This is a genomic window from Streptococcus dentiloxodontae (genome assembly GCF_053206925.1).
Window position 1 is genome coordinate 1 of sequence record NZ_JBRUHR010000010.1, and the last position, 14,959, is coordinate 14,959.

13 protein-coding genes, 2 tRNA genes and 1 pseudogene are annotated in these 14,959 nt (G+C 40.4%); 14 read left to right on the forward strand and 2 right to left on the reverse strand.

Annotation, left to right across the window (positions count from 1 at the left end; translation table 11 throughout):
* Positions 1-256 precede the first annotated feature (256 nt).
* From ACVRZ8_RS06305 to ACVRZ8_RS06345, 9 genes and pseudogenes are all read left to right on the forward strand, one after another.
* Positions 257-973 (forward strand): YebC/PmpR family DNA-binding transcriptional regulator, encoded by a 717-nt coding sequence (locus ACVRZ8_RS06305; protein ID WP_447448473.1) that lies wholly within the window; start codon positions 257-259, stop codon positions 971-973.
* Positions 974-1,140: 167 nt separating this feature from the next.
* Positions 1,141-1,533, forward strand: coding sequence for a preprotein translocase subunit YajC (locus tag ACVRZ8_RS06310; protein ID WP_447448474.1), 393 nt, complete (start codon positions 1,141-1,143; stop codon positions 1,531-1,533).
* A gap of 119 nt (positions 1,534-1,652) precedes the next feature.
* On the forward strand, positions 1,653-2,402 hold the full coding sequence (uppS, locus tag ACVRZ8_RS06315; RefSeq protein ID WP_447448475.1) for an undecaprenyl pyrophosphate synthase: 750 nt from the start codon (positions 1,653-1,655) through the stop codon (positions 2,400-2,402).
* A gap of 12 nt (positions 2,403-2,414) precedes the next feature.
* The gene (locus tag ACVRZ8_RS06320; RefSeq protein WP_447448476.1) at positions 2,415-3,209 is read left to right on the forward strand and encodes a phosphatidate cytidylyltransferase; all 795 of its coding nucleotides are present in this window, start codon (positions 2,415-2,417) and stop codon (positions 3,207-3,209) included.
* A gap of 19 nt (positions 3,210-3,228) precedes the next feature.
* Positions 3,229-4,491, forward strand: coding sequence for an RIP metalloprotease RseP (gene rseP / locus ACVRZ8_RS06325; protein WP_447448477.1), 1,263 nt, complete (start codon positions 3,229-3,231; stop codon positions 4,489-4,491).
* Positions 4,492-4,667: 176 nt separating this feature from the next.
* Positions 4,668-6,524, forward strand: a complete 1,857-nt coding sequence (locus ACVRZ8_RS06330) for a proline--tRNA ligase (RefSeq protein WP_447448478.1) — start codon at positions 4,668-4,670, stop codon at positions 6,522-6,524.
* 416 nt (positions 6,525-6,940) lie between these two features.
* Positions 6,941-8,863, forward strand: coding sequence for an ABC transporter substrate binding protein (locus ACVRZ8_RS06335; protein WP_447448479.1), 1,923 nt, complete (start codon positions 6,941-6,943; stop codon positions 8,861-8,863).
* A complete protein-coding gene (locus ACVRZ8_RS06340; protein ID WP_447448480.1) occupies positions 8,863-9,666 on the forward strand; it encodes an ABC transporter ATP-binding protein in 804 nt (267 codons plus the stop codon). The genes ACVRZ8_RS06335 and ACVRZ8_RS06340 overlap by 1 nt, the downstream gene beginning before the upstream one ends.
* 33 nt (positions 9,667-9,699) lie before the next feature.
* Positions 9,700-10,092 (forward strand): annotated as a pseudogene (locus ACVRZ8_RS06345) (hypothetical protein).
* Between the two features lie 24 nt (positions 10,093-10,116).
* On the opposite strand, the gene ACVRZ8_RS06350 reads toward ACVRZ8_RS06345, so the two are convergent.
* Together ACVRZ8_RS06350 and ACVRZ8_RS06355 are read right to left on the reverse strand one after the other, a co-directional pair.
* Positions 10,117-10,205: transfer RNA gene (locus ACVRZ8_RS06350), tRNA-Ser, on the reverse strand.
* 141 nt (positions 10,206-10,346) lie between these two features.
* Positions 10,347-10,429 (reverse strand) — tRNA-Leu (locus ACVRZ8_RS06355).
* Between the two features lie 116 nt (positions 10,430-10,545).
* On the opposite strand from ACVRZ8_RS06355, the gene rsgA reads away from it, so the two are divergent.
* The 5 genes from rsgA (at position 10,546) to ACVRZ8_RS06380 (ending at position 14,923) form a co-directional block, all read left to right on the forward strand.
* Positions 10,546-11,418, forward strand: a complete 873-nt coding sequence (gene rsgA, locus ACVRZ8_RS06360; protein WP_447448481.1) for a ribosome small subunit-dependent GTPase A — start codon at positions 10,546-10,548, stop codon at positions 11,416-11,418.
* 9 nt (positions 11,419-11,427) lie between these two features.
* On the forward strand, positions 11,428-12,087 hold the full coding sequence (gene rpe, locus ACVRZ8_RS06365; RefSeq protein ID WP_447448482.1) for a ribulose-phosphate 3-epimerase: 660 nt from the start codon (positions 11,428-11,430) through the stop codon (positions 12,085-12,087).
* The gene (locus ACVRZ8_RS06370) at positions 12,080-12,721 is read left to right on the forward strand and encodes a thiamine diphosphokinase (protein WP_447448483.1); all 642 of its coding nucleotides are present in this window, start codon (positions 12,080-12,082) and stop codon (positions 12,719-12,721) included. Before rpe ends, ACVRZ8_RS06370 begins: the two co-directional genes overlap by 8 nt.
* Positions 12,722-12,786: 65 nt before the next feature.
* Positions 12,787-13,992: a DNA recombination protein RmuC gene (locus ACVRZ8_RS06375; RefSeq protein ID WP_447448523.1), complete on the forward strand. Its 1,206-nt coding sequence runs from the start codon at positions 12,787-12,789 to the stop codon at positions 13,990-13,992.
* Positions 13,982-14,923: a 3'-5' exoribonuclease YhaM family protein gene (locus ACVRZ8_RS06380; protein ID WP_447448484.1), complete on the forward strand. Its 942-nt coding sequence runs from the start codon at positions 13,982-13,984 to the stop codon at positions 14,921-14,923. The genes ACVRZ8_RS06375 and ACVRZ8_RS06380 overlap by 11 nt, the downstream gene beginning before the upstream one ends.
* Positions 14,924-14,959 lie beyond the last annotated feature (36 nt).

The following is a 14,959-nucleotide window of genomic DNA, read 5'->3' on the forward strand; positions in this document are numbered from 1 at the left end:
CATAGGAATCTTTCTAATGATGGTTTTGTCGCTTTTCATTATAAGTCATATGGGACTTTTTGTGTATACACTCAAAAAGCCCTATAATATCTGAATGAGATTTACCCACTACAGATATTATAGAGCCCCTTTTGACAGGGGGCTTTTTGAGAATTTGATTTTACTAACGCTTGCCAAAGTGCTATAATACTAAGGATATTGCAGAGAGGCTCTGCAATTTTCCAAATAAGAAAAACGATAGTAAGAGGTGTTTATAATGGGACGCAAATGGGCTAATATTGTAGCTAAAAAAACTGCCAAAGATGGGGCTACTTCCAAAGTTTATGCTAAATTTGGGGTTGAAATCTATGTAGCTGCTAAACAAGGTGATCCAGATCCAGAGTCAAATTCAGCTCTCAAATTTGTTTTGGAACGTGCAAAACAAGCACAAGTACCAAAACATGTTATTGATAAAGCTATTGACAAGGCTAAGGGAAATACAGATGAAACCTTTGTTGAAGGACGTTACGAAGGTTTTGGTCCTAATGGTTCTATGATTATTGTAGATACTCTGACATCAAACGTCAATCGTACGGCGGCCAATGTGCGTACTGCTTACGGGAAAAATGGTGGTAACATGGGAGCGTCAGGGTCTGTATCGTATATGTTTGATAAAAAGGGTGTTATCGTGTTTAAGGGTGATGATGCTGATAGTATCTTTGAACTGCTTTTAGAAAATGATGTTGATGTTGATGATGTTGAAGCAGAAGAGGGTTCAATTACTGTCTACACAGCTCCAACTGACCTTCATAAAGGGATTGAAACCCTGCGTGCTAATGGTGTTGAGGAGTTTCAGGTTACCGAACTGGAGATGATTCCGCAATCGGAAGTCACTCTTGAGGGTGAAGATTTAGCAATTTTTGAAAAATTGGTTGATGCACTTGAAGCTGATGATGACGTTCAAAAAGTCTATCACAATGTAGCAGACTTTTAGATGACTTGATAGTAAAAGCTGTATCTTGGCATAGTATGTTGAATAGCTAAGCAGATTTTTAGCTATTAGCAAAAAAGAGTTGTGTAAACAGCTGATATTCTGTCTTGCCTGCTCTGCTTTATTTTGATATAGTAGTAGCCAAGCTATATTAGTTGGAGGAATTCGAGATGAATATGTGGACATTGCTGTTAATTTATGCAGTAATTATGGTGATTTGGTTTTCTTATTCGCGTCGCAAGCAAACGAAAGCACAGGAAGATCGCTTTGCTAGTTTGAAAAAAGGTGCAGAGGTAGAAACTATCGGTGGTTTGATTGGAATTGTTGACGAGATTGATAAAGACAACAATCGTATTGTTTTAGATGTTGAAGGAGTCTATCTGCCTTTTGACTTGAATCGTTCCATTTTGAAAGTTTTGACGCCTGCGTCAGCTGATGATACGAATCAAGAGGATACAGCAGTTGAGTCTGACGATAAAGAAAACAATGAAACGGCTGATAATGGTATTTCTGAAACAAGTGAAACAGTCAGTGAGGCTGATGAAACAGCCATTCAAGAATAGATTTTTACTTCTCAAGTCTGAGATTATTGTCTCGGGCTTTTTGATTTCACACCAAATGTTACTCAAAATAGTTAGTTATGTGGTAAAATAAAAGGTAAAGTACATTTTGAGGATGACGTATGTTTAACTTTAAAAGAAAAATGAAGGCTGAAAATTTAGACAAGATTCCTAAACATATTGGTATTATCATGGATGGGAACGGCCGTTGGGCTAAAAAACGTTTTCAGCCGCGTGTTATGGGGCATAAGGCAGGAATGGATGCTTTGCAAGATGTGACCATTCAAGCCTCAGAACTCGGTGTTAAGGTTTTGACTGTCTATGCTTTCTCAACGGAAAATTGGTCGCGTCCAGAGGATGAAGTGGCTTTTATCATGAATCTTCCTGTTGAATTTTTTGATAAATATGTGCCCAAACTTCATGAAAATAATGTTCGTATTTTGACAATGGGTGATAATTCACGTCTGCCTGAAGCAACTTTGGAAGCGCTCAAAAAAGCAGTGGAGAAGACTAAACATAATTCTGGTTTAATTTTGAATTTCGCCTTGAATTACGGAGGGCGTGCTGAGCTTGTTCGAGCTATTAGTTTAATTTCTCAAGATGTTTTGGATGCTAAGATTAATCCTGATGATATTACAGAGGATCTTGTGTCAGATTATCTATTAACCAATCAGCTTCCTTATCTTTACCGAGATCCTGATTTGGTGATTCGAACGAGTGGGGAGTTACGTCTGAGTAATTTCCTACCTTGGCAGACAGCATACAGTGAACTTTATTTCACAGATGTGCTTTGGCCCGATTTTAATAAATCAGGCTTACGCTCTGCCATTTCAGAATATAATAACCGTCATCGTCGTTTTGGTGGCGTATAGAAAGGAATACCCATGCGTGAACGTGTTATTGGAGGAGGAATTGCAGCGGCTATTTTTCTTCCCTTGATGTTTATTGGAGGCCTGCCTTTTCAGCTTTTAGTCGGAGCAATGGCTATGATTGCTGTTTCTGAAATGCTGAGAATGAAGGGGTTGGAAATTTTTTCTTTGGAAGGTGTGCTGGCTATGTTTGCTAGCTTTATCTTGGTTATCCCTGTTGATCATTATATAGCAGGTCTTCCTATGGATGCCAGCGTGACTGGCTTTGCTCTCGTATCGTTTTTGATTTTGGCGGGAACAGTACTTAACAACAGCCGTTACTCTTTTGAAGATGCGGCTTATCCAATAGCAGCAGCCTTTTATGTTGGTTTTGGTTTTCAACATCTGGTTAATGCTCGTTTAGATAGCTGGGATAAGGTGCTTTTTGCTCTTTTCATCATCTGGGCGACGGATATAGGTGCTTATTTAGTGGGCCGCCAATTTGGCCAGCGTAAGCTTTTAGCCAGCGTTTCACCTAACAAAACAGTCGAGGGAAGTTTAGGCGGTATTGGTATAGCCGTTCTTGTAGCAGCTCTTTTTATGCTTATTGACAAATCCGTTTATCAGCCGCATAATTTTTTGGTGATGATTATCTTTGTGATCCTATTTAGCATTTTTGGTCAATTTGGTGATCTGGTTGAGTCAGCTCTTAAACGTCATTTTGGTGTCAAAGATTCTGGCAAACTTATTCCAGGACATGGCGGTATTTTAGATCGTTGTGATAGTTGGATTTTCGTCTTTCCTATCATGCACTTTTTAGGCCTCTTTTAGAATAGCGGAGCTAAGTTAGATGAAAGCTATTATTACATTTATCATTATTTTTTGTGTCATTGTTGTTGTCCATGAATTTGGTCATTTCTTCTTTGCCAAACGTTCTGGGATTCTGGTTCGCGAATTTGCTATTGGAATGGGACCTAAGATCTTTGCGCATACAGGAAAAGATGGGACAGCTTACACTGTTCGTATTCTGCCTCTAGGAGGCTACGTTCGTATGGCTGGCTGGGGCGAAGATAAGACAGAGATTAAAACAGGAAGTCCAGCTAGTCTGACCATCGGCCAAGATGGCAAGGTGACTCGGATTAACTTGTCTAGTCATCAAATTGATCAGACAGCTCTGCCCATGAATGTAACGGGCTATGACTTGGAAGATGAGCTGACAATTACGGGTCTTGTTCTTGACGAAAGTAAGACTTATTCGGTGGATCATGATGCAACAATTGTTGAAGAAGATGGGACCGAACTTAGAATTGCGCCGCTGGATGTCCAGTATCAAAATGCCAGCGTCTGGGGACGTCTTATTACTAATTTTGCTGGGCCGATGAATAATTTTATTTTAAGTCTTGTGGTTTTCATTGCCTTGGCTTTTGTTCAAGGCGGTGCTCAAGACACCTCAACAAATGCGGTAACTGTTACTAGTGGCGGAGCCATGCAGGCAGCTGGCATCAAAACAGGCGATGAGATCCTTTCGATTGATGGTGACAGTATTACGGATTGGGCCAGTCTGAAAGAAGCTGTTGCTGAGAATACAGCTGATTTTTCAGAAGAAGACAGTTTGTCGGTTGCTGTTAAAAGCAGTGATGGTGTGAAAAAGACGGTTGAGGTAAAGCCTGAAGAACATGATGGTTCTTACTTTATCGGTGTCAGTCCAGCACTCAAAACAGGATTTTGGGATAAAATCGTTGGTGGGATACAGCAAACCTGGATAGGTGCAACAGCCATTTTTTCTGCCTTGGGAAATTTGATTACTAATTTTAGTCTCAACAAACTAGGTGGGCCGGTGGCCATGTATCAAATGTCAGCTCAAGCCTCTGAAGCAGGGTTAGCATCAGTTCTTTATCTGATGGGAATGATTTCCATTAACCTTGGTATCTTTAACCTGATTCCTATACCAGCTTTAGATGGCGGGAAAATTGTCATTAATATTATTGAAGCTGTCCGGCGTAAACCTTTGAAACAAGAAACGGAGACTTATATTACCCTAGCAGGAGTTGCTGTCATGTTTGTCCTGATGATTGCAGTCACATGGAATGACATCATGCGCGCATTCTTCTGATCTTAGGTCTCTTTAAATAATCATAAACCTGCTGTATTTGCACAGGTTATCTCTTTAAGTTAAGAATGAAAGGAATTGATCGTAAGTTAAAACTTTAGCAATGGCTTGTTTTTCTTATACTGCCACATGGCAGACGTGACTTTGCTTAGTTTTAAATGCTTTTGGTATCTTATTTTATGAAACAATCAAAAATGCTTATTCCGACACTTCGCGAAATGCCTAGTGATGCTCAAGTTATTAGCCATGCCCTCATGTTGCGTGCAGGTTATGTCCGTCAGGTTTCTGCTGGAATTTATGCTTATTTGCCGCTGGCCAATCGTACCATTGAAAAATTCAAGACCATCATGCGTCAGGAATTTGAAAAAATCGGTGCAGTAGAAATGCAGGCGCCAGCTCTCTTGACAGCAGATCTTTGGCGTGAATCGGGACGGTATGAAACTTATGGTGAAGATCTGTATAAACTTCAAAACCGTGACAAGTCTGATTTTATTTTGGGGCCAACCCATGAGGAAACCTTTACGACTCTCATTCGTGATGCGGTCAAATCTTACAAACAGCTTCCGCTTAATCTTTATCAAATTCAGTCTAAATACCGTGACGAAAAACGTCCGCGCAATGGGCTTCTCAGAACTCGTGAATTCATTATGAAAGATGGCTATAGTTTTCATGCTAATTATGAAGACCTTGATGTGACTTACGAAGACTACCGTAGAGCCTATGAAGCAATATTCACACGGGCAGGACTTGATTTTAAGGGAATTATTGGTGATGGCGGAGCTATGGGAGGTAAAGACTCTCAGGAATTTATGGCTATTACCCCAGACCGAACTGACCTTGAACACTGGCTGGTTTTGGATAAGACAATTGCGTCTATTGATGATATCCCTGAAGATGTTTTAGCAGATATCAGAAAAGAATTAGATTCGTGGTTGGTTTCAGGTGAAGACACGGTTGCTTATTCTAGCGAATCTAGCTATGCAGCGAATCTGGAAATGGCTGCTAACGAATATAAACCTTCAACCAGAGTCGTTACCCAAGAAGAGCTTGCAAAAGTTGAAACACCTGACTGTAAATCTATTGATGATGTTGCTGCTTTCTTGAAGGTTGATGAATCTCAAACAATCAAGACTCTTCTTTTCATTGCTGATGAAGAACCTGTTATTGCTTTACTAGTTGGCAATGATCAAGTTAATGATGTCAAATTGAAAAATTACCTTGGCGCCTCATTTCTTGAGCCAGCAACTGAGGAAGAGGCACAAAACGTTTTTGGTGCTAATTTTGGCTCTCTTGGTCCAGTTAATGTTAAAGAAGGCATTCGTATTATAGCTGACCGAAAGGTTCAAGATACTGCTAATGCTATTGTCGGTGCTAATGAGGATGGCTTCCATTTCACAGGCGTTAATCCGGGACGTGATTTCCAAGCGGAATATACCGATATTCGCGAAGTTAAAGAAGGAGAAGTCTCTCCGGACGGTCAGGGAGTTCTCAAGTTTGCTCGCGGCATCGAAATTGGCCACATTTTCAAATTGGGCACACGCTATTCTGAAAGCATGGGGGCTAATGTTCTGGATGAAAATGGCCGAGCTGTTCCTATTATTATGGGAAGCTACGGAATCGGTGTCAGCCGTATCTTATCGGCTGTTATTGAACAGCATGCGCGTCTCTTTGTGACCAAGACACCAAAAGGCCTTTACCGTTTTTCTTGGGGGATTAATTTCCCTAAAGAATTAGCGCCATTTGATGTGCATGTCATCACGGTTAATGTCAAAGACGAAGCAGCCAATACTCTGACGAAACGTATTGAAGACATTCTGCAAACCAATGGCTATGAGGTACTAACTGATGATCGTAATGAACGTGTCGGATCAAAATTCTCAGACAGCGATTTGATTGGTTTGCCAATTCGTGTGACGGTTGGTAAAAAAGCAGCAGATGGTGTTGTTGAAGTAAAAATGAAAGCAACTGGCGATACAATTGAAGTTAATGCGGAAAATCTGATTGAGACCCTTACCATTTTGACACAAAATGCTTAAAGGGGACAAACAGCCGTTTGAATAAAAAATGAAACCGTGATTTCAAAAAGTCACGGTTTTTCAATGAGCTATTAATAGGTAAAGGAAGCATTATTGACAGAAATTTACAAATAGTGTAAACTTAAAGAAATCATAAAAGGAGATATCGTATGTGCCATCACTTGCCCTGCTTGGGAAATCATAAAGTTTATTATTACTTTAGTTTCTTTAGATAAGGCATTTGTATTTTTATAGATGCAAATGTCACTAGTGTTTGTATCTATGAAGCTAAGGCATTTTGTGATGGATTAGCCGATTAGATGATAGGTCTAACCGGCAGATAAAGGCTAGTTTTCACTGGCTAACTTGTATCGAACCAGTTAGATATCGTCTGACTGGTTTTTTCCTGCATGATAAAAAATATAGAGGTAAGGAAAATGAAGAAAATCTTAGTTAGCTTAGCGGCTATCTTGTCAGTAGCCCTTCTTTTGACCGCATGTAGCAAGTCATCTGACAGTCAAAATAAGACAGTTCATATTGGGATTCTCCAGTACGTGGAACACGAGTCATTAACGGCAGCACGCAAAGGTTTTGTTGAAGAATTGGCAGACGAAGGCTATGTTGATGGTGACAATATCGTCATTGATTATGAAAATGCTCAAGGAGATCAATCCAATTTGCAAACGATTTCGCAGTCTCTGCTTGATGATAATGACCTAGTGCTTGGGATTGCTACACCAGCGGCTCAGTCTTTGGCAAATTTGTCGGAAGACAAACCCATTCTATTTACAGCGGTAACGGATCCTGTTTCAGCTAAATTGGTTAAGAGCATGGATAATGTTGGTGGTAATGCAACAGGAACCAGTGACATGTCTCCGATTGCAAAACAGGTAGAGCTGCTCCAAAAAGTGATGCCGGATGTCAAGACCGTTGGGATTATGTACACAACTAATGAGCGTAATGCTGAAGTACAGGTTGAAGAAGCAGAAAAAGCCTTCTCTGATGCTGGTATCAAAACAATTACAAAAGGCATCTCATCAACCAATGACGTTCAAGATACGGCTAAAAGTTTGATGAGTCAGACTGAGGTGCTCTTCATTCCAACGGATAATACAATTGTGTCTGCCATCAATTTGGTAACAGATTTGTCTAAGGAAATGAAGGTTCCAGTTGTCGGCGGTTCGGCAGATATTGTGGAAAGCGGTGTTCTTTTTACTTATGGAGCGAATTATAAAGCTCTTGGACGTCAAACAGCAAAGATGGCTGTGCGTCTGATTGAGGGTGAAAAAGTTAGTGATATTGCAGCCGAATACCCTGATACCCTTGATGTTGTTGTCAATGAAGATATGGCTAAGCTTCTTGGTATAGATGTGTCTGCCATCAAAGAAGGTGCTTCAACCACTGGCAATAGCACTAAGGAAGCCTCGGATAATTCAAACGCATCATCTTCGAACGGTTTTCTTGATGTTATTTTATCAGCTATTTCTCAAGGTCTCTTGTGGGCAATCATGGCGATTGGTGTTTTCATTACCTTCCGTATCTTAGATATTGCCGATTTGACCGCTGAAGGCGCTTTTCCTCTGGGTGCTGCTGCAACAACAATTATGATTGTAAATGGTATTAATCCTCTTATTGCTACTTTGGGAGGTTTTGTGGCAGGTATGTTTGCAGGAGCAGTTTCTGGTTTCTTACACACCAAGATGAAGATTCCTGCGCTTTTGACAGGGATTATTACGCTGACTGCTCTTTACTCTGTTAACCTTTTGGTCTTGGGAAGTTCCAATGTTTCTTTATCAGATCAAAAAACTTTAGTAACCATGATGACAGGATTTGGCCTGCCTAAGCTTTACGGAGTCATTGTTTTGGGTGTCATTTTTGTCAGTCTGGTTATCGGATTGCTTGTTATACTTTTGAATACTCAGATTGGTCTGGCTCTGCGTGCGACAGGAGATAATCTTGCCATGGGAGAAGCAAACGGCATTAAAGTTGTTCGTATGAAGATTCTGGGTTACATGATTTCAAATGGTTTGATTGCTCTTTCGGGTGCTCTTTTGGCACAAAATAATGGCTACGCGGATATGAATATGGGGACAGGTACCATTGTTAATGGTCTGGCTGCTATTATTCTGGCAGAAGTTATTGTCAAATACCTGCCGTTAGGAAAACGTCTCTGGTCTATTGTGTTGGGAGCAGTGCTCTACCGTTTGGTATTGGTTATTATTCTTGCTATGAATGTAGATGCTCAAATGCTGAAATTAGCGTCAGCTATTCTCCTTGCTATTATCCTCTATGTCCCAGAAATTCGTAAGAGACTGCATATTAAACCAAACAAAACATTGACACCAGGAGGTAAAGACTAATGACTCTTTTAACTCTAAAAAATATTCATAAAACATTTGAAAAAGGGACTGTAAATGAAAACCACGTTTTGCAGGGCCTGAATCTGGATATTGAACAGGGGGATTTCATCTCTGTTATCGGTGGTAACGGCGCTGGAAAATCCACTCTCATGAATTCTATTGCAGGCGTTCTCAGTGTTGATGAAGGAGATATTCTTTTAGAAGGGCAATCTATCAAAAATTTGTCGGTTGATGTTCGTTCTAAAGATATTAGCCGCGTTTTCCAAGATCCCCGCATGGGGACAGCGACCAACCTCTCTATTGAGGAAAATATGGCGATTGCTTATCGTCGCGGAAAAAAACGCAGCTTCTTCAAAAAATCTATCACAGAAGATGAGCGTAAGATTTTCAAGGAATCTCTGTTGGAACTTGGTCTTGGTCTGGAAGAACGCATGAAAACGGATGCTAACTTTCTCTCAGGAGGTCAGCGTCAGGCTTTGACTCTAGCAATGGCAACCTTAGTTCGTCCTAAAATTTTGCTACTAGATGAGCATACCGCGGCTCTTGATCCTAAAACTAGTGATATGGTTATGCATCTGACTAAAAAAATCGTTGAGGAGCAAGAGCTGACCACTCTCATGATTACGCATAATATGGAACACGCTATTGAATATGGCAATCGTCTTGTGATGCTTTATCATGGTAAAATTGTTGTTGATGTCCGCGGTGATGAGAAGAAAAATCTTACTGTTGCTCAGCTTATGGATCTCTTCCACAAAAATAGCGGTCAGGCACTTAGTGATGATGCTTTAGTGTTAGGATAAAATATTAAGCGATCTTGCAAAATGGAGTTAATCATGAAACTGAGAAAATATTTAAGCAGTTTTTGTGCACTGCTTTATTTGCTGCAAGCCATCCTGCATTTGCTGATTTTGCTGGGTTTACCCTTAGGCGGCTTCTTTTTCGGAGGCATTTACACTGTCTTTCCTCTCTGGTTGAGACCGGTTAATTTCTTTTTTGTTCTAGCCTAGTCATTTTTCGCTTATTTTTATTTAGCTTATGGTCAAGTTCTGCCAAGCCGCTGGACAAAAGCAAGGCTGGATCATGACAGTTTTATCTTTTCTGGTAACCCTTTTCAATTTATTTGTCAGCAACAGCCCTCTTGAAAATACGGGACAGGCAGTTTGACAACGTTGACATTCTTTTGCAGTGTCTGGATGATAATCTTATCAAAAACCCCTCACCTATAATAGGTGGGGGTTTCAAGTATTATAAGGAAAGGACGGGATTTGAACCCGCGTGTGAACAATGTCCACTTGCCGGATTTCGAGTCCGGTGCCGTACCAAGCTGGGCCACCTTTCCATGGTAAAAATAAAAGTCAGCAAAAATTGCCAACGCATAAATAATTCAGGATTCATTTTGCGAAAATAATAGATGGACAAAATGAAAGGATTTGAAGAAACATTTGGAAAAAAACGACAAAGTAGTCAAAAAGTCCAAAGATGCGGAGAAAGGGATTTGAACCCTCACGCCCGAAAGGGCACATGCGCCTGAAGCATGCGTGTCTGCCGTTCCACCATCTCCGCGTATCTTCTATTCTACCTTTTTCCTGAAAAAATTCAAGAGGGAAATCCAGAATTTCTATAAGTTTTAAGCGTTTTCTGTTATAATAAAAGAAGGAATCTGCAATAAAGGAGTTCATTTGCAAGGAAGAATTATTAAAGCGTTGGCAGGCTTTTACTATGTTGAAAGCGGCAATACGGTTTATCAGACCAGAGCGCGTGGAAATTTTAGAAAAAAGGGTCAGACCCCTTACGTTGGTGATTTTGTGGATTTTTCAGCAAAAGAAAATTCTGAAGGTTACATTCTTAAGATTCATGAACGAAAAAACAGCTTGGTGCGTCCGCCTATTGTCAATATTGATCAGGCCGTTGTCATCATGTCTGCGAAAGAACCTGATTTCAACAGTAATCTTTTGGATCGCTTCTTAGTTCTTTTAGAGCATAAAGCCATTCAGCCACTGATTTATATTTCTAAACTGGATCTGCTAAGCAGCAGAAAAGAGCTGAACGAAATTCGCAGCTGCTACACGAAAATTGGTTATGATTTTGTAACTTCCCTTGATGAATTGCGGCCGCTGCTTAGAAAAAAAGTAACAGTGTTTATGGGGCAGACGGGCGTTGGAAAGTCCACTTTGCTCAATAAAATTGCCCCAGAGCTGGAACTAGAGACTGCTCAAATTTCAGACAGTCTAGGACGCGGGAAACACACAACGCGTGCAGTCAGTTTCTATGATGTTTATGGCGGTAAAATTGCGGATACACCAGGATTTTCATCTTTGGATTATGAAGTGGATAATGCTGAAGATCTCAATGAGACTTTTCCTGAGATTAGAAAGGCTAGCCATAACTGCAAGTTCCGTTCCTGTACTCATACGCATGAACCTGACTGTGCTGTGAAATCAGCCCTTGCTGCAGGGGAAATCTGGCAGGTTCGTTATGATAATTATTTGCAGTTTCTCTCTGAGATTGAAAATCGCCGTGAAGTCTATAAAAAAACAATTAAAAGAAAGTAGGTTTAAATAATGTCATATAAAATCGCTCCTTCTATTTTAGCTGCTGACTATGCTAATTTCGCTGCTGAACTGCAACGTATTGACGCTACAGGTGCAGAATACGTTCATATTGATATTATGGATGGCCAATTTGTCCCCAATATTAGTTTTGGTGCTGATGTAGTAGCAAGCATGCGCAAACACAGCAAGCTTGTTTTTGACTGTCACCTGATGGTAGTTAATCCTGAACGCTATGTGGAGGCTTTTGCTCAGGCTGGAGCAGATATCATGACCATTCATGTAGAAGCAACCAATCATGTTCATGGTGCTCTGCAAAAAATCAAGGCAGCTGGTATGAAGGCTGGCGTTGTTATCAATCCTGGAACACCTATTGAGGCGCTGAGTCCTGTTTTAGCTTTAGTAGATCATGTCTTGATTATGACAGTAAATCCAGGTTTTGGCGGACAAGCCTTTTTGCCAGAAATGTTAGAAAAGGTTGCTGCTGTTGCAAAAATTCGTGATGAAAAAGGCTACTGTTATGATATTGAAGTTGATGGTGGCGTGGACGACCAAACCATTAAAGCTTGTGCAGATGCAGGTGCCAATGTTTTTGTGGCAGGATCCTACCTTTTTAAAGCTAATGATTTGACTGCTCAAGTTCAGACTTTGAGAGATGCTTTAAATGACTAGGATTAAGGTTGCCGTGCTGGCAGGCGGAGATGTAACTCTGCCTAATGCGGTCTATGATTATTATGTTGGCGTTGATCGCGGCAGCTTAATTCTTTTGGAAAATCATTTTCCTTTAGATATGGCAGTTGGGGATTTTGATTCGGTGACTTCCCATGAATGGGAGATAATCCAGAGTCGATCCGCAGAGCTTGTTAGAGCGCAGGCAGAGAAAAATGATACAGATACTGAACTTGCTCTGAAGCTAATTTTTGACCGATTTCCTCAAGCGCAGGTAACGCTTTACGGTGCTTTTGGCGGACGATTAGATCATCTGATGTCCAACATTTTCTTGCCAAGTGATCCTGCGCTGACTCCTTTCATGACTCAGATAAGGCTTTTGGATAATCAAAATGCGGTTAGTTATTTGCCAGCAGGCAGGCACAGCATTTTCCCTGATGAAAAGATGACCTATATCTCTTTTATGACAGAAGGCCAAGGTCGGCTAAGTATTCATGGGGCAAAGTATGAACTAACACCCGCTAATTTTTTTACTAAAAAAATGTACTCAAGTAATGAGTTTAAGGATCAGCCTATTGATGTTACACTTACAGCGGGTTATTTAATTGTCATTCAGACTCGAGATAGGAGAAAATAGTGATTTATGTTGTTGCCTTGTTTGCTTTGTTAGGCTTAGGAATTTCCTACCTTTCTTTTAGGGAAATAGCAGAGCTGCAAAAGGAATTAAAAACTCAGCAGGAAGATTTTGCAGATAATTTATCAGAGCAAATCACTTATCAGCTTAACACTGCCAGTCAGCAGGAACAGCTTCATCTGACTAAAGAGCTTAACCGCCTGCAGCAGGAATTGTATCAGCAGCTTTTGGATATTCGAGAAGTTCTCCATCAAAATTTATCAGAAAATCGCGATCGCTCCGATAAGCGTTTAGAGTTAATCAACCAGAATCTGACAGAATCAGTCAAGGAAATGCAGCTTTCCAATGAAAAACGATTGGAACAAATGCGTTTAACGGTTGAAGAAAAATTGGAACAAACGTTGCAGAATCGCCTTCGGGCTTCTTTTGAGACCGTTTCAAAGCAATTGGAGTCGGTCAATCAAGGATTGGGTGAGATGAAAACCGTTGCTCAAGATGTCGGCAATCTTAATAAAGTCTTATCTAATACCAAAACGCGTGGTATTCTAGGGGAATTACAGTTAGGACAAATTATTGAGGACATTCTAACTGAGCAGCAATACGAGAGAGAAATTCCAACGGTGTCTGGCTCATCCGAACGCGTTGAGTATGCTATCAAGATGCCTGGAGTCGGCCGTGATGAGTATGTTTATCTGCCGATTGATTCTAAATTTCCATTGGAAGATTATTATCGACTGGAGGAAGCCTATGAAGCTGGGAATAAAGAATTAGTTGACGATTACCGTAAGTCGTTGCTGTCTAGTATCAAACGTTTTGCCAAATCCATCAATCAAAAATACCTTAATCCGCCAGAAACCACTAATTTTGGAATTCTTTTTTTACCAACTGAAGGTCTCTATGCGGAGGTGGTTAGACAGGCTGCATTCTTTGACAGTCTGCGTCGAGAGGAAAATATTGTTGTGGCTGGTCCATCAACTTTATCGGCACTTCTAAATTCCTTGTCAGTTGGATTTAGAACGTTGAATATTCAGAAGAATGCAGATGATATTAGTAAGGTTTTGGGTAATGTTAAATTAGAATTTGGCAAGTTCAGTGATATGTTAGTCAAAGCCCAGAAGCAGCTGAATACGGCTTCCAAGACAGTTGACAGCCTGTTGAATACGCGCAGCAATGCTATTGTAAGAGCTCTTAATACAGTAGAAACTTATCAGGATAAGGCGACTCGAAGTCTATTAGATTTACCTTTAGAGAGGGAGGATGACTATGAAGATTAGTCAAATGAAAAAAGATGAACTTTTTGAAGGTTTTTACCTAATCAAAAAGGCAGAAGTGAGAAAGACGCGTGCAGGAAAGGATTACATTGCCTTAACCTTTCAAGATGACAGCGGTGAGATTTCAGGGAATTTGTGGGATGCCCAGCCTCATAATGTAGAAGACTTTACGGCAGGCAAGGTTGTTCATATGAAAGGCCGGCGTGAAGTTTATAACGGAACGCCACAGGTCAATCAAATTATTCTACGCCTTCCAGAAGCCGGTGAACCTAATAATCCAGCCGATTTTAAAGAAAAGCCGCCAGTAAATCCAGCAGAAGTAAGAGATTATTTGGAACAAATGATTTTCAAGATTGAAGAAGCAACTTGGCAACGTCTGGTTCGTGCTCTCTATCGTAAATACAATCATGAATTTTTTACTTATCCAGCTGCTAAGACAAATCATCATGCCTTTGAATCGGGTTTAGCTTATCATACAGCAACCATGGTTAGACTGGCCGATAGTATTGGAGATATTTATCCTGAGCTCAATAAAAGTCTCCTGTTTGCAGGAATAATGCTACACGATCTAGCAAAAGTTATTGAGCTATCTGGACCAGAAAATACAGAGTATACAATCAGAGGAAACTTGATTGGTCATATTGCTTTAATTGATGAAGAGATCACTAAGGCATTAATTGAGCTAAATATTGATGATACAAGAGAAGATGTAACGATTTTACGTCATGTTATCCTCAGCCATCACGGCCTTCTGGAATATGGCAGTCCCGTTCGTCCCCGTATTATGGAAGCCGAAATTATCCATATGATTGATAATCTGGATGCCAGTATGATGATGATGACAACTGCGCTTAACCGAGTAGACCAAGGAGAAATGACGAGCCGTCTTTTTGCTATGGACAATCGTTCCTTCTACAAACCCCGTTTAGACTAAGAATATCAGAAAGAAATGAGCATTTTTGAGTAAAAT